22 protein-coding genes are annotated in these 22,531 nt (G+C 69.0%); 9 read left to right on the top strand and 13 right to left on the bottom strand.

Going from position 1 to position 22,531, the window contains the following annotated elements:
• Positions 1–205: 205 nt before the first annotated feature.
• The 3 genes from BM290_RS19710 to BM290_RS19700 form a co-directional block, all read right to left on the bottom strand.
• Positions 206–1,657 (bottom strand): lipopolysaccharide biosynthesis protein, encoded by a 1,452-nt coding sequence (locus BM290_RS19710; protein WP_093616120.1) that lies wholly within the window; start codon positions 1,655–1,657, stop codon positions 206–208.
• Complete coding sequence (locus tag BM290_RS19705; protein WP_143133842.1) at positions 1,654–2,892, bottom strand: glycosyltransferase; 1,239 nt, start codon at positions 2,890–2,892, stop codon at positions 1,654–1,656. Before BM290_RS19705 ends, BM290_RS19710 begins: the two co-directional genes overlap by 4 nt.
• A 63-nt stretch (positions 2,893–2,955) precedes the next feature.
• Positions 2,956–3,486 (bottom strand): hypothetical protein, encoded by a 531-nt coding sequence (locus tag BM290_RS19700; protein WP_143133841.1) that lies wholly within the window; start codon positions 3,484–3,486, stop codon positions 2,956–2,958.
• A 129-nt stretch (positions 3,487–3,615) separates the two neighbouring features.
• On the opposite strand from BM290_RS19700, the gene BM290_RS19695 reads away from it, so the two are divergent.
• The gene (locus tag BM290_RS19695; protein WP_093616114.1) at positions 3,616–4,047 is read left to right on the top strand and encodes a YbaB/EbfC family nucleoid-associated protein; all 432 of its coding nucleotides are present in this window, start codon (positions 3,616–3,618) and stop codon (positions 4,045–4,047) included.
• On the opposite strand, the gene BM290_RS19690 is transcribed toward BM290_RS19695, so the two are convergent.
• From BM290_RS19690 to BM290_RS19660, 7 genes are all read right to left on the bottom strand, one after another.
• Positions 4,044–4,778, bottom strand: coding sequence for a hypothetical protein (locus tag BM290_RS19690; protein ID WP_093616112.1), 735 nt, complete (start codon positions 4,776–4,778; stop codon positions 4,044–4,046). The genes BM290_RS19695 and BM290_RS19690 overlap by 4 nt on opposite strands.
• Positions 4,779–4,799: 21 nt before the next feature.
• The gene (locus BM290_RS19685; RefSeq protein ID WP_093616110.1) at positions 4,800–5,114 is read right to left on the bottom strand and encodes a hypothetical protein; all 315 of its coding nucleotides are present in this window, start codon (positions 5,112–5,114) and stop codon (positions 4,800–4,802) included.
• 103 nt (positions 5,115–5,217) lie between these two features.
• Positions 5,218–5,655, bottom strand: a complete 438-nt coding sequence (locus BM290_RS19680) for an NUDIX domain-containing protein (RefSeq protein ID WP_093616108.1) — start codon at positions 5,653–5,655, stop codon at positions 5,218–5,220.
• Positions 5,656–5,747: 92 nt separating this feature from the next.
• Positions 5,748–6,590 carry a PHP domain-containing protein gene (locus BM290_RS19675; RefSeq protein ID WP_093616106.1) on the bottom strand — a complete coding sequence of 281 codons (843 nt, stop codon included), beginning with the start codon at positions 6,588–6,590 and terminating at the stop codon, positions 5,748–5,750.
• The gene (locus BM290_RS19670) at positions 6,587–7,405 is read right to left on the bottom strand and encodes an alpha/beta fold hydrolase (protein WP_093616104.1); all 819 of its coding nucleotides are present in this window, start codon (positions 7,403–7,405) and stop codon (positions 6,587–6,589) included. The genes BM290_RS19675 and BM290_RS19670 overlap by 4 nt, the downstream gene beginning before the upstream one ends.
• A 1-nt stretch (position 7,406) precedes the next feature.
• Positions 7,407–7,976, bottom strand: coding sequence for a DJ-1/PfpI family protein (locus BM290_RS19665; RefSeq protein WP_093616102.1), 570 nt, complete (start codon positions 7,974–7,976; stop codon positions 7,407–7,409).
• Positions 7,977–8,063: 87 nt separating this feature from the next.
• Complete coding sequence (locus BM290_RS19660; protein WP_093616100.1) at positions 8,064–8,807, bottom strand: GntR family transcriptional regulator; 744 nt, start codon at positions 8,805–8,807, stop codon at positions 8,064–8,066.
• 337 nt (positions 8,808–9,144) lie between these two features.
• Here BM290_RS19660 and BM290_RS19655 point away from each other — a divergent pair, with 337 nt between their 5' ends.
• The 8 genes from BM290_RS19655 to BM290_RS49860 all read left to right on the top strand — a co-directional run bounded on the left by BM290_RS19655 (position 9,145) and on the right by BM290_RS49860 (position 18,566).
• On the top strand, positions 9,145–10,500 hold the full coding sequence (locus tag BM290_RS19655) for an extracellular solute-binding protein (protein ID WP_239143604.1): 1,356 nt from the start codon (positions 9,145–9,147) through the stop codon (positions 10,498–10,500).
• Between the two features lie 47 nt (positions 10,501–10,547).
• Positions 10,548–11,447: a carbohydrate ABC transporter permease gene (locus BM290_RS19650; RefSeq protein ID WP_239143603.1), complete on the top strand. Its 900-nt coding sequence runs from the start codon at positions 10,548–10,550 to the stop codon at positions 11,445–11,447.
• Positions 11,447–12,361 (top strand): carbohydrate ABC transporter permease, encoded by a 915-nt coding sequence (locus BM290_RS19645; protein WP_093616094.1) that lies wholly within the window; start codon positions 11,447–11,449, stop codon positions 12,359–12,361. Before BM290_RS19650 ends, BM290_RS19645 begins: the two co-directional genes overlap by 1 nt.
• Positions 12,361–13,428 carry an ABC transporter ATP-binding protein gene (locus BM290_RS19640; RefSeq protein WP_093616092.1) on the top strand — a complete coding sequence of 356 codons (1,068 nt, stop codon included), beginning with the start codon at positions 12,361–12,363 and terminating at the stop codon, positions 13,426–13,428. The genes BM290_RS19645 and BM290_RS19640 overlap by 1 nt, the downstream gene beginning before the upstream one ends.
• Positions 13,428–14,504 (top strand): ABC transporter ATP-binding protein, encoded by a 1,077-nt coding sequence (locus BM290_RS19635; protein WP_093616090.1) that lies wholly within the window; start codon positions 13,428–13,430, stop codon positions 14,502–14,504. The genes BM290_RS19640 and BM290_RS19635 overlap by 1 nt, the downstream gene beginning before the upstream one ends.
• A 12-nt stretch (positions 14,505–14,516) precedes the next feature.
• Entirely contained in the window at positions 14,517–15,977 is a 1,461-nt protein-coding gene (locus BM290_RS19630; RefSeq protein WP_093616088.1) for an NAD-dependent succinate-semialdehyde dehydrogenase, read from the top strand.
• Positions 15,978–16,025: 48 nt separating this feature from the next.
• A complete protein-coding gene (locus tag BM290_RS19625; RefSeq protein WP_093616671.1) occupies positions 16,026–17,273 on the top strand; it encodes an iron-containing alcohol dehydrogenase in 1,248 nt (415 codons plus the stop codon).
• Positions 17,274–18,158: 885 nt separating this feature from the next.
• Complete coding sequence (locus BM290_RS49860; RefSeq protein ID WP_239143602.1) at positions 18,159–18,566, top strand: transposase family protein; 408 nt, start codon at positions 18,159–18,161, stop codon at positions 18,564–18,566.
• A 242-nt stretch (positions 18,567–18,808) separates the two neighbouring features.
• On the opposite strand, the gene BM290_RS49855 is transcribed toward BM290_RS49860, so the two are convergent.
• The 3 genes from BM290_RS49855 to BM290_RS47400 all read right to left on the bottom strand — a co-directional run bounded on the left by BM290_RS49855 (position 18,809) and on the right by BM290_RS47400 (position 22,419).
• Positions 18,809–19,189, bottom strand: coding sequence for a hypothetical protein (locus BM290_RS49855; RefSeq protein WP_239143601.1), 381 nt, complete (start codon positions 19,187–19,189; stop codon positions 18,809–18,811).
• A gap of 229 nt (positions 19,190–19,418) precedes the next feature.
• A complete protein-coding gene (locus BM290_RS47405) occupies positions 19,419–19,946 on the bottom strand; it encodes a hypothetical protein (RefSeq protein WP_143133840.1) in 528 nt (175 codons plus the stop codon).
• Positions 19,927–22,419 (bottom strand): prenyltransferase/squalene oxidase repeat-containing protein, encoded by a 2,493-nt coding sequence (locus BM290_RS47400; RefSeq protein WP_143133839.1) that lies wholly within the window; start codon positions 22,417–22,419, stop codon positions 19,927–19,929. Before BM290_RS47400 ends, BM290_RS47405 begins: the two co-directional genes overlap by 20 nt.
• Positions 22,420–22,531: the final 112 nt, after the last annotated feature.

The raw sequence follows: 22,531 nt of genomic DNA, 5'->3' as shown, positions 1-22,531 counted from the left end.
CAGCACCGACCGCCGGCTGGATCCGCCTCCTGACCCGGGCCGGACCCCAGCGCGGTATCAACGCGACAGCACTGACAGCCGGCCGGATCCTGATCGGGGGGCACCGCGGGGCGGCTCTCCATCCGCCCGGGAACCCGTCGGTGACGGTTGCCGCTCGTGAGCGTCCCACCATCGTCCGCACGACGGCCCGCGGCGACGGCGTCTTCTAGCTGCTCTCCTGCACGGCAGCGGCAGCGGGCTTCCCAGGGCGGAGGACGCGCAGCAGGGCGCGGGCGTCCGGAATCATCACGACGGCGGCGAGCAGGGCCGCCACCACGGCCAGCGGCACCGCCCACGCGGACCGGCCGGCAGCGTCGACGGTGGTGGCGGCCAGCGACGCGGTGACCAGCACCGCACACGAGCGGGCCAGGGTGCCCGCCCACGGCATGCGCTCGGCCCGCCACACGAGGACCATCGGGATCGCCGCGGTCACCGCCGAACCGGCCAGGTAGCCGAGGGCCACACCGGTCGCGCCCAGTGGGCCGCCCAGGACGGCCACCACCAGCAGGCCGGTCAGGCAGCCGGTGACCGCTGCCGCGGCCGGGATCCGCGCGCGCCGGCCCGCGTCACTGGCCAGCGCGTTGATCGACGGGACCTGGAGGACACCGAGCCACGTGGCGGCCAGCATCAGCCGCAACACGTCCGCGCCCGCGGCGTACTCCGCGCCGCCGAACACCACCAGCAGCCACGGGGCGAGCAGCGCGGCGGCGGCGAAGACCGGGGCCTGCAGCGTCGCCAGCGCCCGCGTCGAGACGTCACCCTGGCGGCGGACCGCCTCGTGATCGCCGGCGCCGTAGGCGGCCGCCATCGCCGGGAACAGCGCCAGCCCGAGCGCCCGGGGCAGGAAGTAGAGCGGCGCGACCAGAGCCACCGACGCGGCGAACCAGGCCACCTCCTCCGGCCGGGCGAACCAGCCGGCCAGCAACTGGGTGCCCTGCAGGAAGCCCTGCCCGGCCAGGGTGCCGACGGAGGCCACCACGGCGTAGACGAGCACCGGCCGGACCGCGGGACCGGCCTGTGACGTGGCTCCCGGCTCGTCGGCCGGAGCGCGCAGCAGGAGGCGGGCGCCCAGGACGAAGACCGCGTAGCCGACGGCCAGCGGCAGCAGATAGGCGGTCCCGCCGAACACCACGGTGGCCACGGTGGCGAGGATCGCCAGGGACGAGGTGGCCACCTCCAGGATCGCGTACGCCCCGGAGCGGCCGAAACCGTAGAGCGCCGACTTGTCCACCGAGTAGACCGAGTACGACGTGGTGAGCAGCCACACCGCGAACGCCTCGGACCGGCTCAGATCCCACACCACGGCCGCGATCCCGGCCGCCGCCAGACCCAGCAACGGCCCGGACGCCATGCTCCACCGGGTCAGCAGCCGGTGCACGGCCCGTGCCGCCGCCGGCCGCCCGGCGCCCCGCTCCAGCGCCACGTATTTCGCCATCGCGCTGGACAGGCCGCCCGGCAGCATCAGGCTGGCCACCGTGCTCAGCGCGATCAGCGAGCCGACCAGGCCGTACGTCACGCGGTCGGTCGCGTGGCTGACCAGCGAACCGTGCACCAGCCGGGTCAGGCCGACCGCGATCAGCGCGAAGACGGTCAGCAGCCCGGTCCGGGCGATGCTCATTCGCGGTCGGCGGCCAGCGCGCCGCGCTGGCGGGGCACGTGCGGCTTGCGGCGGGACGTCATCCGGTCGATCAGATCGAGATAGACCTCTTTCTGTCGCTGCCAGGCGATCCCCTCGACGACGGTGGAGGCGGCCGCGGCCCGGCGGCGGGCGCCCTCGACGTCGCGCACCACGGCGAGCATCGCCTCATACAGCGTGTCGGGGGTGGCCGGGTCGGCGAACATGACCTCCTCGGCGGTGAACACCGAGTCGATCACCGGGTTGCGGAAGCTGATCGCCGGGATGCCGAGCGTCGCATACTCCAGCAGCTTGGTCGGCAGGACGGCGCTGGTCCACGGGTCGAGCTTGCTCGGCACCAGACCGATGTGAACGCCCTCCAGCCGGCCCACCACCTCGGGCACCGGCAGCGACCGCTCCGGCAGCTCGACCACGTCGGTCAGCCCGAGCCGGGTCACGTCCTCCCGCAGGGGGGCCAGCCCGTCACCGTTGCCCATCACCAGCAGGCGCGCACCCGGCACCTCGGCGCGCAGCCGGCTCAGCGCCTCGGCGACGTTGCTCAGCCCGTGCCGCGGGGCGATCAGGCCGTGATAGCCGAACACCACCTCACCGGCCGGGTCCCACGGGCGGAACGGGCGCGGCTGGAAATAGCGGTCGTCGGGCGCGTTCATCACCACCGACACCGGACGGCTGGTCATCTGCCGGATGGTCTCCGCATACGGCTCGTGGACGGTCAGCACCTCGGTGGCGAACCCGAACGACGCCCGCACCGACCCGTTGAGCAGTCTCGGCAGCAGCGGGTGCCCGGCGAACTTCGACGCGAAAAGCTGCGGCGACAGGTCGTGCACGTCGAGCAGCAGCGGCACCCGCAGGATGCCCTGCACGGCGGCGGCGAAGATGATCGCCTCCGGCACCGAGTGGGCCTGCACCAGGTCGAACGAGCGCGGGCGGCGGGCCAGCCAGCCGGCCGCGTGCGCGGTGAAACCGCCATAGAGCGAGAGGTACGCCCGGACGGAGTCGCCCCGGTACTTGCTCGTCGGCGCGTGCACCACGTGGACGCCGTCGATGATCTCCTCGTCGGGGCGCCCACGGCCGCCGAGCGCGAAGACGGTGACCTCGTCACCCCGGGCCGCCAGCGCCTCGGCCTGCCGGCGCACGCGTGCGTCCGACTCGTACTCACTGCACACGACCATGCCCACACGCAGCCGGTCTCGATGCTGGTCGATGCCCCCATTCACGCCGGACACCCTACCTCCACCAGGTCCTTCCGCGAGGCCCCCGGCGTGATCATGTTGCCCTCGCTACACCTTCGCGCGCCAGCTCGCCACGGCGGCCCGGACCCGCCCGGCCTTGAACCACGGGACGAAACCGAGCCAGAGCCAGCCCGGATCGTCCGGGACGGCCGGGTGCGGAGCCAGGCGGGACGCCTGCGGCAGGCCGGTGCGATCGTCCCAGCGGGCCAGCCGGACCACCGCGACCGTCCGCGGCCCGGCCCGGACGATCTCCAGACCGGCGATCTCGGGCCAGGCGAGCATCCGGCCCTCCGAGGCGGGGTCGGTGAGCTGGACCCCGTGCGGGCACAGGATCCCGGCGACCCGTGGCGGGTCGTCGAGCCGGTAGGCGCGGACGACCCGCCTCACCTGATGGATCAGGATCGCCGCCTCGACGACCAGGACGATGGTCAGCCCCAGTGGTCCGAACAGCGAGTTCGCGACGTTGGCCGCCGACCAGAAGACCGCCGCCATGAACGCCGCGCCGACGGCCAGGAAGATCTCTCCGAGCCACGACGACTTGGGGTCCCACAGCGCGATGCCGTCAGCACACTCGTGCATCACATCTTCCTCCGCGTCGGCGAACGTCGGCATGGACGGTAGCCGAACATCGCCAGGTGGGACGACGCGGGTAGATTCGGATCTCGTGGCCGGCGAGGGCCGGCGCGGTGACGACGAGAGGAATGGCTCATGGTGTTCGGGGGCGGCCAGTCGATGGAGGAGGCGCTGCGGTCCGGCGAGGTGATACAGCGGCGGCTCGAGCAGCTGCAGGAGGGTCTCGCCGCCATCACCGCGGAGGGCCGTGACTCCAGCGGGCTGATCCAGGTCACCGTGGGTGCGGGTGGCGTGCTCACCGACGTCTACGTCAACCCCCGCGCCATGCGGCTGGCCTCCGAGGACCTGGCCGACGGTTTCAAACAGGCGCACGCCGCCGCCTCGCTGGCCCTCGCCGAGCGGATCGCGGAGGTCCGCCGGGAGACGTTCGGCGGCGAGGACCCGCTGGCCGACCTGGAGGGGAAGCAGGCCGGAGAGATCTTCGCCGACCTGCGGCGGAGCGCCGACCGCGGGATCGACGACGCCCTCGCGCAGGTCGAGAAACTGCACCGCGACCTCGGCCGTTAGTCCTCGCTGCCGGTGTCCGCCCCGGAGGCCTCGGCGTAACCGACCGGCTCCTCCTTCTTCGGGGAGATCCACTGGTTGGGCGGCGCCCAGTCGATCTTGGTGGACTTGAGCGTCGCGGTCTCCCCGGCGACCGGGTTGTACTTCATGCCGCTGAGGCCCGCCACCGCGACCGCGCCGAGAAGCGCGCCGGTGGTGGTGACGACGAGGCCGAGCTTGGCCAGCATCGCGTCCAGCGCCGAGTTCAGCGCCGTGACGTTGGCCTCGGCGGCGGCCCGGACCCCCGGCCCGGCCGGCGTGGCCATGGTCGCCAGCACCATGCAGCCGAGATAGACCATGTAACCGGTCACGGCGACAGCGAAGGCCCAGAACGCCGCGTACGCAGCACCCACCGCGTACATGCCGCCACCGACCAGCCCGGTCGACGACTGCACCTGACCGAGATCCTTGACGAGCTCCTTGACCTTGGTCTCCAGAGCGTCGAAGTCGTCGGCGGTCCAGCCCTCCTTCGCGGTGTCCAGAGCGTCGGAGAGCTTCGTCGCCATGTCCCCGATCTGGGCGTCCACCTCGGTCTGCCAATGCGTGCCGGCCGAGAACATGCCGGGCATGTTGGCCACCGCCGCCGACAGGAGCAGAGCCGTCCGCGCCGCGTTGGCGATGGTGAGACTCGACATCCGGGCGGCCTGGAGCGCGAACGGGATCGCCGCCTCCGCCGCGGAAATGGGCGCTGTCATGATGTAAAACCCCCGTGATCGTTACTTGTCGCCGTACAGGACCTGGGTGTTCGTGTCCTCGGCGGCCTCCCAGGCCGGCGCGGTCTTGGTCCGCAGAATCGTCGAGATGTCGTGGACGGTCTCCTGGAACGCGGTCATGTAGTCCCGGAAGTCGTCGATGATCGACGAGTACACCGGCTGCAGACTGACCGCCCCGAGCAGCCCGAACGCCGGAAAGCCGACCTCACACCCCTCGAGCGACCGCTTGGCCACGGTGATCTGATCGGTGACCTTGGTGTCCAGCTCCTTGGCGAGCCCGGTGATCGCCTCCGACGTGACGTGCTTCTTGACCCCCATGCGGCGTCCCTCCCTCAACTGATCCCACAGGGTAACCAGTCGTGCCTTCCTCCGGGACGGGGTTGACCCGCAGCAGCCGCCGGACCGGCCCGCGAGCAGGGGCTCAGTCGATGAAGGGAGCGTCCTGCCGCCGTGCGGCGTCCTCGAGGACGGGGACGTCCGGTCCGAAGAGCGGCGTGGGAAGGCGGTCGAGCGCGAACCACGCCAGTTCGGTGGCTTCGCCGTCGAGGGTGCCGGTCCGGCGGGCCGGGGACGCGAGAAAGACGGCGCCGACGCAGTGCACGACCCGTCCGGTCGGGTAGCGGTGGGTCTGGGTGGCGGGATCGCTGTACAGGCCCAGCAGCCCGTGCAGGGTGATCTCCCAGCCGGTCTCCTCGAGGCACTCGCGCCGGGCGGCCTGCTGCCAGGTCTCGCCGGCCTCGACGCCGCCGCCGGGTATGCCCCACGTCCCTTCGCCCCGGCGGCGGAGCAGCAGGACCCGGCCGTGATCGTCGAGGACGACCACGCCGCAACAGGCGCGGAGCTCGGTCTCGCTGTCCATGCGACGATGCTGCCAGACGTGCCGGAGCCCGGCGCCGTCGTCGTCCTGCCGGGACCCGGTGCTTCGCGAGAGGTGGGGAACACCCCGCCGATTCAGCGGTGCCACCTGTCGTACGGGTGGCGGCCGGGACGGAAGCCCATCGCCTCGACCACGGCGACCGCGTGCGCGAAGCCGTCACCCACGCCGCCGGGATGGTGCGCGTCGCTGCCGAACGTCACCACCGCGCCGCCGCTCTCCCGCCACCACCGCACGATCTCGGGGAAGGGCCGGCGATTGGTGTTGACCTCCAGCACCCGGCCGGCGTCGGCCACCGTCCTCAGCGCATGCCGGAACTCCTCCTCGAAATCCCCGGGACGGAAGGGGCCGGCGCTCCCGGGCCAGAACCGGCTGACATAGTCGATGTGGGCCAGCACCTCGAAATCCGGGAAGCCGTCCACCAGCCGGGGTATCTCGGCCAGATAGTCACGGACCACCTCCGCGGCCGGCCGTCGCGCGAAGTGCTCGCCCGGCTCGTTGAGGCCGGCGCCCAGCGGCAGCGTGTGCAACGAACCGAGCACGCGGTCGAACCGTCCCGCCGCCAGAACCGCGGCGACCTGGTCCCGGTGCCAGTGCGGCTCCCCGACCTCCACGCCGGTCAGGATCAGCAGGCCGGGGTGTCGCTCGCGGCAACGCCGGACGCAGGCCAGATAGCCCTCGACGTCCAGGAGCGGCGGGGTCAGGGTCCCGTCCTCGGTGATCAGGCCGGTCACCTTCGCGGGCGCGTCCGGCGCCGGTTCCACGCCGGTCCAGACCGTGAAGTCGAGGTGCTCGGTGAAGGCGACGGCCGGCAGGCCCACCCTGATCGCCCGGGCGCAACTGGCTTCCATGTCGCCGGGCTCGCAGTCCCACGACCATTCGGTGTGCACATGTCCGTCGGCCGGAAGCACGGCTGTCATCCGGTCCCCGCCCCGAGGAAGCCCGACAGGAGTTGCCGGAACTCGTGCGGGTGCTCGATCGCCGGCACGTGACCGCAGCGGCCGAGGACGTGCAGGCGGACGTCGGGCACGTGCTGGAGAAGGGGCAGGGCGGCGGTCGCGAGCGGGGTGACGCGGTCCTCGGCGCCGTGGACGAGCAGCACCGGAGCACGGATCGCGGCCAGGGCCGGCGCCGGGAGGGTCAGGTCGTCGGCCCACCGTGCCCGGGGCGAGGGGAACAACGACGCGTAGGCGGCCGCCCCCTGTCGCATCGCCGCCGCGCGCGCTTCGACGGCCGCGTCGGTCACCAGCGCCGGGGCGAAGAACAGCCGGCTCAGCATGTCGCGGGCCCCGTTCCGGTCGGCGGGGGCGGCCCAGATCGCGTCGAGGTCGGCGGAGAGCGGCGCGCCGGGGGCGCCCATCGTCGAGACGGCGACGACCCGGGTCACCTGCCGGGGGCGCGCGGCTGCCAGCGCCAGCGCCACCGCGCCGCCCATCGAGTGCCCCACCACGGCGTACCGCTCGACGCCCAGTGCATCCATGAGGCCCGCGGCCTGCTCCGTCCACAGCGTGAGGCCGCTCCGGGAGCCCGGCGGCACCGGCGTGCTGCCGAATCCCGCCTGGTCCGGCACGATCCACCGCCGGGACGGGCCGAGCGCCTCCGCCGTCGCGGCCCAGGCTCCGGACCCGGTCGTGCCGGGGCCGGAGCCGTGCAGCATCAGCACTGCCGGACCGTGGTGGCTGTCCAGGACGTGGACGGGCGAGCCGCCGACGGTGACGGTCCGGAACCCCGTCACCTCACGCCGCTGCGGAGTTGACGGACTTCGCGAACACGTCCATCATCGCCCGGCCGAACTGCGGCATGTCGGGCCAGCCCCGGCACGAGACGAGGTTGCCGTCCACGACGTCGGGCGCGTCGACGACCGTCGCGCCCGCATTTTCCATGTCGCCGGTGATGGGCGGGAAGCACGCGGTCCGGCGGCCTTTCAGCAGCCCGTAGACGGCCGGCACCTGGGCGCCGTGGCACACCAGCGCGATGGGCAGGTTGCGGGCGAAGAAGTGCTCGGTGATACGCCGGACGTCGGCGTCGACGCGGATCCACTCGGGGGCGCGGCCGCCAGGGATGATCAAGGCCTGGTAGCGCTCCACATCGACCTCGGCCCACGGCACGTCGACCGGCAGTTTCCGGCCGTTCTTCTCGACGTAGGCGTCGGAGCCGGGGTCGAACTCGTGGATGACCAGTTGCACGTCACGCAACGTCCGCGACGAGACGTCGACGTCCCAGCCGCCCTCCTGCACGCGATAGTAGGGATACATGGTGTCGAGCTCTTCGGCGGCGTCGCCGGTCAGGAGCAGTGCTCTGGGCACCCGCTTCTCCTCGCATCCGGGGGCGGCTGGGAGGATCCGATCGGATCCGATTTGATCGGACCAGCATCGCTCGGGGTGACCGGCCCGTCAACCCTCTGCCGCCATCGCGCCGACGTCGCTCACCTCGTCGAAGATCCGCCGGAAACGCTCGCCGGAGCGCAGGATGTGCCGGCGCATCGCGTAGGCGGCGGCGTCGGGGTCCCGCGCGGCGATCGCGGCCACGATCTGCTCGTGCTCGGCCATGGCCAGGTGGGTGACCTGGGCGTCGCGGTGCAGCCGGAAGAGGTGTACGTGGCTGTGCAGGCGAGCGAGCGCCTCCTGGATGACCTCGTTCTGCGCGCTCCGGGCGACGAGATCGTGGAAGGCGGCGTCGCGCAGGCCGAACGCGCCATAGGCCGTGGGCCCGGCGCCGCCCTCCAGCTCCGCCATCTCGGCCAGCATCCGCCGCAGGCCGCTGACCTGCTCCGGGGATGCCCGCTCAGCCGATCGGCGCGCCGCGGCGGGCTCGAGAAGCAGGCGAACCTCGAGCATGTCCTCGAAGCGGTGCCGGGTGATCTGCGGGGGAATGCGGTAGCCGGCATGCGGGACCCGCACGACCAGGCCCTCCGCCTCCATGCGGTTGAGGGCGTCCCGGATCGGCGTCTGTGAGACCCCCAGCTCACGTGCCAGGACATCGATCGTGACGCGGGAGCCGGGCTCGATCCGGAGCGACATCAGCTGGCTCAGCAGGGTGTCGTAGACCTCGTCGGCCAGCCGGCCGCGAGACCGGCCCGGCGGTACAGCGCCACCCGCGCCGTTGCGGTCCGGCGAGGTCATCGCTTCGTCGTCCATCGCACCAGGAGGTCCTTCCTGCATCTTCGACCCCGTTGACATCAGTCACCACGCTGCGGCATTCTGACGCCCTCGGGCCGGATCGTATAGGAAAAGTCGCGGATGATCATCCTTCCGCAACTCAGTACATCGAGGCGCACTCGTGTCTCCGGCTCCGGGGCGACACCGATACGGCCCGTCACCCCTCCTCCCGGATCCAGCACCTGCGGAACGCGACGAAGCACCTGGCGAGGTTATAGAAGGTCCCACCTCAGAAAGCAGGCAACAGATGCGATCCTTACCACGAATAGGACGACCTGCTCGAAAGGTATGCCTGACAGCGGCAGCTGTACTGCTGGTGGGCGCCACCATGACCGCCTGCGGGGGCAGCGAGGACGGCGCCGGGCAGGGGAGCGCGCCGAAGGCGCCGGCGACCATCCCGGAACTCACCAAGGACCCGCTGACCCTCAGTTTCGTCTGGTTCGCATGGCCTCCCGCCCAGGCACTGGAGAAGTTCGCGAACGAGGAGTACCGGAAGGTACGCCCGAACGCGACCATCAAGGTCAACACCGTCCCGAACGCGAACTGGCACGACGCCATGTTCACCCAGTTCGCCGCGCGGAAGACCGATTTCGACATCGCGATCCTGGACTCGCAGCACATCGGTGAGGCGGTGACGAACGGCAACATCCTCGACCTCACCGACTTCGTCAAGAACAACATCGACGTCAACGCCTACGACCCGTACCTGCTGGCCGCCTACGGCCAGTTCCCCCAGGCGGAGACCGGCCGGCGCGACGAGAACGCCAGCCTGTACGGGCTGCCGCTGCTCGGCGACACCTGGACGATGATCTACCGCAAGGACCTGATCGGCGACCAGGCGCCACAGACCTGGGACGAGATGATCTCGGCGGCGCAGAAGTGCCAGACGGACCACCCGGGCGTCAGCGGCCTGGCCTTCCACCAGGCCAACGGCTCCGACGCCGCGGCCGTCACCTACAACACGGTCAACGGCGTCTACGGCGGCAACCTGTGGGACGCCAAGGCGAAGAAGATCGAGGGCGTCCTCAACGACGCGGCCGGCCAGGAGGCGATGGACGTCCTGGTCAACAGGATGAAGCCACTGACCGCCAAGGGCTCCGGCAACTGGTTCATCGACGAGGTGAACGCCGCGGTCGCGCAGGGCAAGGCGTGCATCGCGTTCAACTGGATCGCCGCGAGCGGCGGCCTGCTCGACCCGAAACAGTCGACGCTCGGCAAGTCGCGGGAGGAGATCCTCGGCAAGCTGGGCTTCGCCACCCTCCCGAAGCAGAAGACGGACCTGGTCCCGCTCGGCGGCATGGGCATGCACGTGTCGGCCTACTCCGCCGCGGCGAACCAGGCCGAGGCGCTGAACTTCATGAAGTGGTTCGAGCAGGCCGACATCCAGAAGAAGTGGGCCGCGGCGGGCGGCGTGCCGTCGCGGACCGACGCCATCCAGTCACCCGAGTTCCTCAACGCCGGCCCGTTCAACAAGGTGTACGCCGACTCGGTCCCGCGGATGCGCGACATGTGGAACGTGCCCCAGTACGCGCGGCTGGTCGACATCGAGAACACCGGGGTCAACGCGGCTCTCAACGGCGCGAAGAAGCCGGGTGACGCGCTCGACGACATCGCCAGGGAGCAGCAGGCCGTGCTCGACGCCAGCGGCAGAAAGGGCGGCGGCGGACTGTGAGTGACGCCGTTCCCCTGACGACCGACAGCTCTGGGCAGGTGGCGACCGTGACGCCGCCGGCCCGGGGCCGGTCCCGCCGGTTGAGCGACCGCAAGCTCGCCGTGGCGTTCATCACCCCGGCGCTGCTGCTGTTGCTCGCCATGTCGGTGTTCCCGTTGCTGTGGGCGTTGTATCTGTCCTTCACCGACTACTCGGCCACACGTGGAGGGTCGGCCGGCTTCGTCTGGTTCGAGAACTACATCGCCGTCCTGACCTCCGCGCAGGTCCACCTCAGGGCCCTGACGACACTGATCTACGTGGTCGGTGCGGTCGCCCTGCAGACCGTGCTCGGCTTCACCATCGCCTACCTGATCTCCCGGCGCACGCACGGGCGGGGACTGCTGACCACGCTGTTCCTGGTTCCGATGATGCTGTCGCCGGTCGTGGTCGGCCTGTTCTGGCGATTCATGCTCGACGCGCAGTTCGGCGTGGTCAACAGCATGCTCGGCTCGCTCGGCCTGGAGCAGGTGGAGTGGCTCACCCGGCAGCGCACGGCACTCGCCTCCCTGATCGTGGTCGACACCTGGCAATGGACGCCGTTCATCATGCTCATCGCCCTGGCCGGCCTGACCGCGGTGCCTCGATACCTCTACGAGGCCGCGTCGATCGACCGGGCCTCCGAGTGGTTCAAGTTCCGCACCATCACTCTTCCGCTGGTGTGGCCGCTGCTGCTCATCGCCGTGCTGTTCCGGTCCATCGAGGCGTTCCGGCTGTTCGACCTCGTCTACATCCTGACCAGCGGAGGTCCGGGGGTCTCCACCGAGACGCTGTCGTTCCACGTCTACAAGGTCGCGTTCCTGGGCTTCAACACCGGGACCGCCTCGGCGTACGGAATTCTCATGGTCGTCGTCGTCATCGTCCTCACGCAGCTCTACCTGCGCTACCTGAACAAGCTCAAGGAGGACTGATGGCCGTCTCCGTGAACGAGGCCGTGCCCGCAGGTCCGGTTCGGGACCGCACACCACCCGCCCGTCGCGTCGCCGGCGGGCGGGGCCGCTCGGTGCTCGAGGTCGTGCTGCTGGCCGTGCTGGCCGTCGTGATGCTGTTCCCGGTGCTCTGGATGATCGAGACGTCCATCAAGGAGAACCGCGACGTCTACGCCGTACCGGCCAAGTTCATCGACTTCCAGGTCACCCTGGCCCACTACCGGGACGTCTTCGTCGCCCCCGGCGGCGGCCGCTCGGCCCTGTCCGTCGCCTTCCTCAACTCCGTCCTCGTCGCCGGTGTCTCCACCGTGCTGGCCACGTTGCTGGGCGTCCCGGCGGCCTGGGCCTACTCACGCTTCACCCTGAAGGCGAAGAAGGACCAGCTGTTCTTCATCCTGTCCACCCGCTTCATGCCACCCGTGGTGGTCGTGATCCCGATCTTCCTGATGTACCGCACGGCCGGACTCATCGACACCCCGCTCGGCCTGATCCTCATCTACACCGCCTTCAACCTGCCGTTCACGATCTGGATGATGAAGGGGTTCGTCGACGAGGTGCCCCCGGAGTACGAGGAGGCCGCCATGCTCGACGGCCACACCCGCCTGCAGGCGTTCCGGAAGTACACCCTGCCCCTGCTCGTGCCCGGTATCGCCGCGACGGCGGTGTTCGCCCTCATCTTCTCGTGGAACGAGTTCGTGTTCGCCGTCTTCCTCACCTCCAGCGACAGCGTCCGCACGGCCCCGCCGGCCATCGCCGGCCTCATCGGCGGCACGACGGTGGACTGGGGTCTGGTGGCCGCCTCCTCCGTGGTGTTCGCCCTGCCGGTGCTGCTCTTCGCCTACCTGGTGCGCAAGCATCTCGTCGCCGGTGTGACGCTCGGGGCGGTGCGACGCTGATGGCCGCCATCGAGGTGACCGCGCTGCACAAGCGTTACCCGGACGGGACGGTCGCGGTGGAACACGTGGACCTGTCCATCGGCGACGGCGAACTGTTCGTGATGCTCGGCCCGTCGGGTTGCGGCAAGACGACCACGCTGCGGGCCGTAGCCGGCCTGGAGAGGCAGACCGCGGGCGACATCCGCATCGGCGCCACGCTGGTCAACGACCTGCCGCCGGCCGGGCGCGACATCGCCATGGTGTTCCAGTTCTACGCTCTCTACCCACATCTGCGCACCCGCGACAACCTGGCGTTCCCCCTGCGCGCCGAGGGACTTCCCAAGGCCGAGGTACGCGAGCGGGTCGACGAGGCGGCCCGGCTGATGCGGCTCGGTCCGCTGCTGGACCGGCGGCCCCGCCGGCTGTCCGGCGGCGAGCAGCAGCGTGTCGCGCTCGCCCGCGCCCTGGTGCGGCGACCACAGGCCTTCCTCATGGACGAGCCCCTCACCAACCTGGACGCGGAGCTGAGGGCGGACATGCGTACCGAGATCAAGCACCTGCAGGGCGAACTGGGGACGACGATGGTCTACGTCACCCACGACCAGGTCGAGGCGATGTCGCTCGGTCACCGGATCGCCATCCTCAACAAGGGCCGCGTCGAGCAGATCGGCACGCCGCTGGAGGTCTACGACCGTCCGGCGAGTCTCTTCTGCGCCGCCTTCATCGGCTCCCCGCCGATGAACCTCATCGATGTGGAGGTGGCCGACGGGAGGCTGCGCGGCAAGGGCGGGCTGGACCTCACACCACCGCCGGGCCTGCCGCGCGACCGTGACCTGGTCGCCGGTGTCCGGCCGGAGGCGCTGGAGGTCACGGCGCCCGGGGCGGACCGTTCCATCCCGGCCCGCGTGGTCTCGGCGGAGTGGCTGGGCGACGAGATCATCTACGTGGTCGACCACGGCGGCCGGCGCGACGTACGGGTCCGGATGGCTCCGACGGTCCGTTTCGCCACCGACACCCGCGTCGGTCTGCGGCACACCGGCGCTGTCCCCGCGGTGTACGACGTGCGCACGGAACAACTGGTGGCCTGATGGGAACCGTGACACTGCAGGGGCTGCGCAAGTCCTTCGGCAGGGTTCAGGCCCTGGACGGGGTGACCCTGGACGTGCCGGACGGCTCGTTCTTCGTCGTGCTCGGGCCGTCCGGGGCGGGCAAGACGACGACCCTGCGAACGATCGCCGGTCTGGAGAAACCGGACGCCGGCTCGGTGCATCTGGACGGCCGGGACGCGACCGGCGACGCCCCGGCCGACCGCGACCTGGCCATGGTCTTCCAGAACTACGCCCTCTACCCGCGGCACACGGCGTACGAGAACATCGCTTCGCCGTTGCGGGCCCGCGGGAGGTCCCCGGGCGAGATCGCCGAGGCCGTCGACCGGATATCGGGCCTGCTGCACATCGAGCGCCTGCTGCGGCGCCGTCCCGCGCAGATGTCCGGTGGTGAGATGCAGCGGGTCGCCCTGGCCCGCGCACTGGTCCGCAGCCCGCGCGCGTTCCTCATGGACGAGCCGCTCACCAACCTCGACCTCAAGCTGCGCGTCGAGATGCGTACCGAGCTCAGCCGCATCCACCGCAGCCTCGGAGCCACCTTCGTCTACGTGACCAACGACCAGGTCGAGGCGCTGTCCATGGCCGACCGGGTCGCGGTCCTCAAGGAGGGACGGGTGCAGCAGGCCGGGACACCGGCCGAGGTGTACGAGCGGCCGGCCAACCGGTGGGTCGCCGGATTCGTCGGGAGCCCGCCGATCAGTCTGCTCGCCTGCCGCGCCGAAGGAGACCGCCTGATCGGTACGGACGGCTGGTCGCTGCCGCGGCCCGGCTGGACCACGGCCGAGGACGATCGTCCGCTGCTGCTGGGGCTGCGCTCCGAGGACCTGTCCGTCGAGCAGCGGGGCGACGCCTCGTTGCCCGGCGAACTCTACGGGCTCGAGCCGCTCGGTGACCGGACGGTGGTCGACGTCCGGGTGGGAACGGCGATCCTCAAGGTGAAGGCACGGCCCACGATCAGCGGCTCACCGGGTGAGCGGCTGCTCGTCACGGTCGACCTGGATCGTGCGCACCTGTTCGATGCCAGCACCGGGCAGTCACTGTCCGCGGCCACCCGGTGAGGAGCCCCTGCGATGCGTGACCCGATGCACGTCCTGGCCCCCGAGCACCGGCTGCTCCGGATCGGCGACGCCTGGCGCGGCGCCGCGAGCGGAGCCACCTTCACCGTCGAGGACCCGGCCACCGGCGGGACCGTCGCCGAGGTGGCGGACGCCGGTGCGGCCGACGGGCTCGCCGCCCTGGACGCGGCGAGCAAGGCGATGGCGGACTGGGCGGCGACCCCGCCGCGGCGACGATCGGAGTTGCTGACCGCGACGTACCGGGCGCTGACCGAGCGGTCCGAGGACGTCGCCCGCCTGATCACCCTCGAGATGGGCAAGCCGCTCGCCGAGGCGCGAGCGGAGGTGGCGTACGGCGCCGAGTTCTTCCGCTGGTTCGCCGAGGAGGCGGTCCGTGTCGAAGGGCGCTACAGCATCGCTCCCGGGGGCGGCTGTCGCATTCTCACCGTACCGAAGCCGGTCGGACCGTGCGTGTTCGTGACGCCCTGGAACTTCCCGCTGGCCATGGGCGCTCGCAAGATCGCTCCGGCGCTGGCCGCCGGCTGCACCACGATCACCAAACCGGCCGCGCTGACGCCGCTCACCATGCTGTTGCTGGCACGCATCATGGAGGAGGCCGGCGTTCCCCCGGGCGTCGTCAACGTGGTGACCACCAAGCGGGCCGGCGAGGTGGTGTCGGCCCTGCTCCGCGACGACCGGACCCGCAAGATCTCGTTCACCGGGTCGACCGAGGTGGGGCGCGGGCTGCTCCGGCAGGCCGCGGACAACGTGTTGCGTACCTCGATGGAACTGGGGGGCAACGCGGCCCTGATCGTGTGCGCCGACGCCGACCTGGACGTCGCGGTCGACGGGGCCATGGTGGCCAAGATGCGCAACATCGGGGAGTCCTGCATCGCGGCCAACCGGATCTACGTCGAGGAGCCGGTACGCGAGGAGTTCACGACGCGCTTCGCCGGGCGGATGGCCGCGCTGTCGGTGGGTCACGGACTCACCGACGGGGTGGACGTCGGGGCGTTGATCGACGCGCCCTCGGTCGCCAAGGTCGACGAACTCGTCGCCGACGCGGTCGATCGCGGCGCCCGCGTCGTGGTGGGCGGCCGGCGCCCGGACGGGCCGGGCTACTTCTACCCGCCCACTGTCCTCGTCGACGTGCCCGAGGACGCGCGGATGCTGACGGAGGAGATCTTCGGCCCGGTGGCGCCGATCATCTCGTTCACGTCCGACGACGAGGTGATGGCGAAGGCCAACGACACCGGGTACGGCCTGGCGGCCTACGTCTTCACCCGGGACCTGCAACGGGCGCTCCGGTACGCCGAAGGGCTGGAGACCGGGATGCTCGGCGTCAACCGTGGCCTGATATCGGACCCGTCCGCTCCGTTCGGCGGCGTGAAGCAGTCCGGGATCGGCAAGGAGGGCTCGCACGAGGGCATTCTCGAGTACCTCGACCTCACCTACGTGGCGATCGACCTACCGTGACCGGCCCGCTGTCCGTCCATGACCGCCGACGCTCCAGGAGGCGCCGACATGCTTGAGACCGTCCGCGGGCCACGCCAGCTGATCGTGGGCGAGGGCGTCGCGCAGAACATCCCCCGTCTGGTGGCCGAGAGCGGCTCACGGGTCCTCATCGTGACCGACCGGACCCTGCTGGAGCAGCCGGCCGTGGCCGAGATCGTGGCCGCCGTCCGGGACAGGGTGCGCGCTGCCGAGGTCTTTCCCGACGCGACTCCCGACGTGCCGCTCAGCGACGTCGACCTGGCCGTCTCGGCGGCCACCGCCCTGGGCGCCGACGTGATCCTGGCCATCGGTGGCGGCACGGTGATCGACCTCGCCAAGATCGTCGGCGTCATCCGGCGCCACGGTGGGACACCGCGCGACTACTACGGCGAGTCGAAGGTGCCCGGCCCGACGATTCCGCTCGTCGCCGTCCCGACGACGTCGGGCACCGGTTCCGAGCTGACCCCGGTCTCGGTGCTGACCGATCCGGACCGCGCGCTGAAGGTGGGGGTCTCCAGCGTCCACATCGTGCCCGACTTCGCCGTCGTCGACCCCGAACTCACCTACACCTGTCCGCCCACGGTCACCGCCCACTCCGGCATCGACGCGTTCTGCCACGCGGTGGAGAGCTACACCGCGCGGCCCCGGCCCCACGGACCGCGCGACCCGGTGGAACAGGTCTTCCTCGGCCGCAACCGGATCACCGACCACTATGCGCTCCTGGCCGCCGAACGGATCGCCCGCAGCCTGCGCCGAGCCGTCCGGGACGGAGGTGACACGGAGGCGCGCGCCGACATGTCCTACGGGTCCATGCTCGCCGGGATCGCCTTCTCCCACGCCGGCAACGCGGCCCCGCACGCCCTCCAGTACCCGATCGGCGCGGCGACCCACACACCGCACGGCCTGGGTGTCGGGATGCTCCTGCCCTACGCCCTCGACGCGGCCCGGGACGCCGTCGGCGACCGGCTGGCCACCCTGGCCCGGGTGTGCGGCCTCGACGTGGCCGGCGCGCCGGACACCGAGGCCGCGGACGCCTTCCTCACCTGGCTCGACGAGCTCCTGGCCGACATCGGCATTCCGGCCACTCTGGCCGACATCGGCGTGGCCCGCGCCGACCTGCCCCGCTTCGCGGAGATGGCCGGTGGTGTCACCCGCCTGATCCAGAACCATCCGGGCCCGGCCGACACCGCCAGCCTGACCGCGATCCTCGAAGCCGCCTGGACCGGCGACCGGAAACGCAACGTCCCGACCTCGACCAGGGTTCCACGGAGGTGGTGACGGCGATCAGGGCAGCGAACGCCTGAGTGTCACGGAACCGGCGGGTGACGCGATGACCGCTGTCGCGCTCGCAGGGATCCGCCCTGATCAGAGCGCCACCCCGAGGCTTTCCCGCAACCCGCTGGCCCGGGCGATGGGCTGCCCGATCGCGGTACGGACCACATCCTCGCCGCCCACCACCCGCAGCCCCCTTCGCCGTGGTCACCGCCGTGTTGAACAGCGCTCTGGTCAGCAGCCGCCACACCGTGGTGCCGGCCGGCACGCCCCGGACGAACCCGAGCCGTTACTGATCCGGCTTGTCCAGGTCGTACCACCAGTCGGCGATCGCCGTGAACGTGGTGGCGCATGGCCAGGACCGCGCAGACCGTGACGGTCACCAGTGCCGCCAGGGGATAGCGCACTCCGCGAGGGTTACGCAGGTCCGGGACCGGACTCACGGCGGCCAGGAACCCGCCGCGTTCACCGTTGGTGACCGGCGGTGGCGTGTCGGTGCCAGGGGTTGGCACGGTCAGTACGCGGATCAGAGATGATGCCATCGGCGGGTGGAGTCCTCGGTGGTTGTGCAGCGTGAAGAACTCCATGATCACCTTGAGGGCTTCGCCCGCTCCATCCGCCTCCATATAGGCCGATCACTCGACACCATCCCAGCTCAGAGCGTCCGCCCGCGAGGACGCAATAGCCCTGCCGCCGAGCACCGTGGTCGAATGATGGGAAGCGGTTCGGGGATGACTGCCCACCAGGCCATTGTGTTCTCGACGGACACGGCCCTGAACTGGGGATTCACGGCGTGAAGGGCCTCTGTGGAGGCGGAAGCAGCGGGTGGGATCACGTCGGTGATCATGAAGTTTGCTAGGCCACACAAAGCTCCGAGGAACTCACCCGCCGATGGCGTCATCTCTCATCACCGCACTGACCGTCACGACACCCCTTGCTACCACCGCACCGACCCCGGGCACCGACGGTGAACAGTGTGGGTTGCTGAACGCCCTGGCGAAGGTTCCCGATCCGCATGATCCCCGCGAGATTCGTCATCCGCTGTCGGCGGTACTGGCCGTCGCGGTCTGCGCGGTCATGGCCGGCGCATCCTCGTTCGCGGTGATCTCCGATTGGCTGCACGACCTTGACGAACGCGCCCGTACCCGGCTCGGTTCCAGCAGCGGTGTGCCCGCCGGCACGACGAGGTGGCGATTGTTGTCCGTCTCCATCCGACACTGCAGACCACCATCCTCGCCGGCTGGCTTCACGCCCAGGCTCCTCAGCCGGGCCCGACGCCACGCCGCCACCGCGAAGTGATCACTGTGGACGGCAAGACCGTACGCGGCGCCCGCTTGGGTGACGGCCGTCAGGTCCATCTGTTGTCCGCGCTGGATACCGCCACCGGGATCGTGCTCGCCGAGGTCACCGTGGATACGAAGAGCAACGAGCCAACGTCGTTCGCGCCGCTGCTCGATCTGTCGAGAAGGTGCTCGGCACTCTGGCCGGGGTCCTGTTCATCGCCGATGCCCTGCAGACCCAGACCGCGCACGCCGACGAGGTCACCGCCCGCCGAGCTCATCTGCCCGCGCAGGTGAAAGGCAACCAGACAACCCCTTTTCAAGCAGCTCAAACGCCTGCCATGGGCGCAGATTCTCGTCGGTGACCGGACCCGCGATCGCGGTCACGGCCGCCGCGCAACCCGGACCGTCAAGGCCGCCACAGTCGTCACCCCAGGCGGCATCGGTTTCCCGTACGCCGTGCATGCCGTCCGGATCACCCGCACCCGGATGGCCGCCGGCAAGACCAGCCGCGAGACGGCCTACCTTGCCCGTGTCACCGACCGCCAGCCATGCCCCGGTCCGTGATCCGCAGACCTGGATCCGGCGGCATCGGCGCATCGAGAACCGCCAATACCACGTCCGCGACGTGACTTCCGTCAAGACCGGCAACCAACCCGAACGGTCAACGGACCCGCCGTCACCGCGACGCCGCGTAGCACAGCGATCGGTCGGCACCGCCTCAACGGCGCCACCAACATCGCCCGCGCCACACGCCGAACCAACCGTCGCTCATACGACCCGATCGCCGCTGTGACCAGCAGCTACCCGAAAAGGCAATGACCCTGGACTGCCGCCGAGTGGAATTCCTGTCGCGTTGGCCGAAGAAGCATCAATCGGCGTTCGGTGACGACGACTCGTGGCTTGTGTTCGGCTGACCAGTGCTACTGCCGAAAGGCGCGGATGTCGAAGCTGCCGGCCGAGGGTTGGGCTGATCTGAATTCCCGTCTTTTGTGGTGCGGGAGTCCGTCGATGCGAGCCTGAGCGTCAAGAACATGGCGGCGCTGAAAACCGTAATAGCCAGAGCGAGCAGGTACAAAACCTTTCTACGGATTCGCCGCGCGGCGGTCCCGACGATTTCTTGGCGCTCCTCCGGGGTTAATGCAGAGGTTATGAGTAGATCGGACTCTCGCTGGGCCTTCTCGGCGATAGCAGCACCGAATGCACAGATTGCAGCCAGTGCAACCCAGGGGGTCGCGGCGGATACCAGCCGAAATGCGGAAGCCGTTGATCCGCCGACGGCGGCCGTGGTGACGATATTGATCCCGGTTCCGGCGAAGACTCCGCTGAGAAAGTTCAAAAGGCTGGGGGAGGGAATCGAGTTCCAACGCATCAGTGGATCAGCTTCCCAGCATTCCACGCCTCAACTGAACGACTCGCTCGGCGAGCTGGGACAACTGGTTCTCGTTGATCTCTTTTCCTGTGATCTCGGCCAACAGTTCATGAACTTCATTGAGCTTGCGCCGCCATTCTGCCAGGTTGCGGGAAATAATCGGTGAATCTGAATTGTTGGTCAAGGCCAACTGGCGGTCCGAGACGTTTTTCTCGGCGATGCCACGTAATTCGTTCAGCGTCGCTACGATGCGACTGATTTGCGGCTCATCCTGCCTTTCCCGGACTGACTCAGCCGGAGCTTGTAGCGCGGACCATGGGCCACCTACGCTTTCGAGCAACAGAGGAAGCTCCTGCTTGACGGTGGACCACAGGATAGAAATCAGACTACCTACCACAAACGGGATCTTACCGCTCTCGGTCTGTGAATCAGACGCGAGTTGTCCGGCTTCCAGCCAACTGTTGCGGTCTTCTGCCCAAGCGAGAAGTTGCGATATTTCCGGCGCCAGATCACGCCAGAGACCCCCAACCAGCAGCATCGCCTCCACAAATAGCGATGTATCGATCTCTGAGCCTGGGACGCCGCATTCATGACGCTGGCTTCGCATGTATATGCGGCCGACTCGCATTGCGTTGTCATGTATGGGAACGCTGGCACTGCCGAGGGCCGCGAGGCACATAGCCGTGGTCATCAGGCGGGTATTCCATGTACCCGTTCCACTATCCCATGCGCCCAAACTGTAAGGCCCACCAGGCGGGGCAGTTCGCAGCCAGTCGCACGCGTCCTTGACAACGCGACTCGACGAGTAGTTCTCGCCAGCCCTGACCATCCCGAGCACGACTCTCGCCGTCAGCCAGGGAACGCGGGCGGGATAGAAGGAGCCATCAGGTTCTTGCTGTTCCTGCGCGATTGCTTTAAGGCGATTTAGGCGTGCTCTGTCAGGTGAGACAGCAGCGCCTTCGAACCCGAGCAGCAGCCCGAGAGCCCATGTTCTGTGGAAGCGCGTGAAGTCGATATCCGCGTATCCCATCCGGGCCGGAGGTGCACCGCCCTGTCGAGAATCCTCCTCCAGCATTCTTTTTCGAATCTCTGGGAAGTCGTACCATTCGGCGGGTAGGTCACCATTCGGCCTCGGCAGGTCGAAGTCATTATCATACAGCCATCTCGATCGCACATAATCCGCAGAGAGGCTCCATTCTTCGGTTTTACCGATTGCGGCCAGAGCATCGCAGGCGAAAACGGCTGACGATAAGTTGTCGGCCCACGTCGGATCGCTCTTCACCTGACGAGCTAGGTAGCCGCCGAGAAGATTTAGTGAACGCCAAGCGCGGGCTAGGAATGCGCCGGCGTCCTCGGCTCCAGAAAATGCAATCGAAACCAGATCGAGTTGATCCAATGTTGCTCTGATCTGCAGATCGTCGGAGCCGCGCAGATAATCGACTGCAATTTGGGTCACGGACCCGGTCTGAGCAACCTCCGCTGCCCACCGTCGACTCGCATACTTGGCTATCAATGCTGCCTGGCTTCGGTGACCTACCGTGAGGGTAGCGTTATCTATGCGGACCAACCCCGTGTCCACGAGTTCGTTGAGAGCCGCAGGCGGAAGTGAATCTGCGTATCGCTCTTGCACTCGGATCTCAAAAGATCCCAAAGCTGCGAACCAGTACAGCAACTTCCGCGTCTCCGGTGGTAAGCCGATGACCGCAGGCCGTTCGTTTACATAGAGTTCTGCCGCCTCATCGAGGTCGGGCATGGTTCCTCTCTCCGTCGCGAAGGAGATAGCGAGGTTGGCTACGACAAGGTCACCTTTGGAGAGTTCAGCCAGCTTATCGAGCGTTTCATCCTTCAGGCCACGTCGATTGCCGAGAACGCTGACGACCTCTTCTCCGATTGCCTGCAATACTGTGGCGACAGGCAGAACCGATTCAGTTAGTTGCCTGGCCGAAGGCCAGGTGATCAGCAAAATCGAGAGCTGGGAGCGCGACTGCTCGCGGAAACTTTCGACGAGCTTGCAGATCTCGCTTCCGACCAGTGGATTGGCCTGGAAGTTGTCGACGATCACGAGTGGCCGCGCTTCGCCGGCAGGAACTGCGGCGAGGCCTGCGACCAGGCTTGTCGCATTGACTCCAGAGAGTGTCAGATCGAGCCAGACAATCGACGAACCCTGCCTTAGCTCTCGTGAGGTGACGAGTTGAGCGGACAATGTCTTACCGCTTGCACTCGGACCGACCAGAATGACGTCACGCTGCGCTGACAATTCGGAAATGAGTCGGCGGTCGCGACCCGTTTCGACCATTCCTTTAAGGAGTGGCTCCAGCCTGGCGATGCTTTGCTCAGAGGGCTCCACAAGAGCTCGCGCATCATCCCCATTCGGCACTCCTGCCAAGCAGCGAAGGGCAGCGGCCAGCAGGCCGCCGCCCTCGGCGACCGCGAAGCGTGCATCCGGCAGGCTTAGGACCGATTCCCACTGTCCGCCTTCACGACCCATCTGAACGCGCATGCTGCCTGGCTGCGCATCAACCGAAATGGGAAACTTCGGACGCCTTGTACCGAGCCATGAGGAGTATTCGGCCCGGAATAACTCAACCGCAGCAGAGACCGCTACCGCGTCA

Source organism: Actinoplanes philippinensis, assembly GCF_900113015.1.
GTDB lineage: Bacteria > Actinomycetota > Actinomycetes > Mycobacteriales > Micromonosporaceae > Actinoplanes > Actinoplanes philippinensis.
This window is presented reverse-complemented; position numbering and strand designations above follow the sequence as displayed.

Excerpts from the sequence above, each read along its gene's own strand:
- BM290_RS19645 (WP_093616094.1), top strand. The coding sequence starts at position 11,447 with ATGGCCGTCTCCGTGAACGAGGCCGTGCCCGCAGGTCCGGTTCGGGAC.
- BM290_RS19675 (WP_093616106.1), bottom strand. The coding sequence starts at position 6,590 with ATGACAGCCGTGCTTCCGGCCGACGGACATGTGCACACCGAATGGTCG.
- BM290_RS19695 (WP_093616114.1), top strand. The coding sequence starts at position 3,616 with ATGGTGTTCGGGGGCGGCCAGTCGATGGAGGAGGCGCTGCGGTCCGGC.
- BM290_RS19690 (WP_093616112.1), bottom strand. The coding sequence starts at position 4,778 with ATGACAGCGCCCATTTCCGCGGCGGAGGCGGCGATCCCGTTCGCGCTC.
- BM290_RS19685 (WP_093616110.1), bottom strand. The coding sequence starts at position 5,114 with ATGGGGGTCAAGAAGCACGTCACGTCGGAGGCGATCACCGGGCTCGCC.
- BM290_RS49860 (WP_239143602.1), top strand. The coding sequence starts at position 18,159 with ATGGCGTCATCTCTCATCACCGCACTGACCGTCACGACACCCCTTGCT.
- BM290_RS19625 (WP_093616671.1), top strand. The coding sequence starts at position 16,026 with ATGCTTGAGACCGTCCGCGGGCCACGCCAGCTGATCGTGGGCGAGGGC.
- BM290_RS19635 (WP_093616090.1), top strand. The coding sequence starts at position 13,428 with ATGGGAACCGTGACACTGCAGGGGCTGCGCAAGTCCTTCGGCAGGGTT.
- BM290_RS19710 (WP_093616120.1), bottom strand. The coding sequence starts at position 1,657 with ATGAGCATCGCCCGGACCGGGCTGCTGACCGTCTTCGCGCTGATCGCG.
- BM290_RS19660 (WP_093616100.1), bottom strand. The coding sequence starts at position 8,807 with ATGGACGACGAAGCGATGACCTCGCCGGACCGCAACGGCGCGGGTGGC.
- BM290_RS19680 (WP_093616108.1), bottom strand. The coding sequence starts at position 5,655 with ATGGACAGCGAGACCGAGCTCCGCGCCTGTTGCGGCGTGGTCGTCCTC.
- BM290_RS47400 (WP_143133839.1), bottom strand. The coding sequence starts at position 22,419 with ATGCGCGTTCAGATGGGTCGTGAAGGCGGACAGTGGGAATCGGTCCTA.
- BM290_RS19700 (WP_143133841.1), bottom strand. The coding sequence starts at position 3,486 with ATGCACGAGTGTGCTGACGGCATCGCGCTGTGGGACCCCAAGTCGTCG.
- BM290_RS19640 (WP_093616092.1), top strand. The coding sequence starts at position 12,361 with ATGGCCGCCATCGAGGTGACCGCGCTGCACAAGCGTTACCCGGACGGG.
- BM290_RS19630 (WP_093616088.1), top strand. The coding sequence starts at position 14,517 with ATGCGTGACCCGATGCACGTCCTGGCCCCCGAGCACCGGCTGCTCCGG.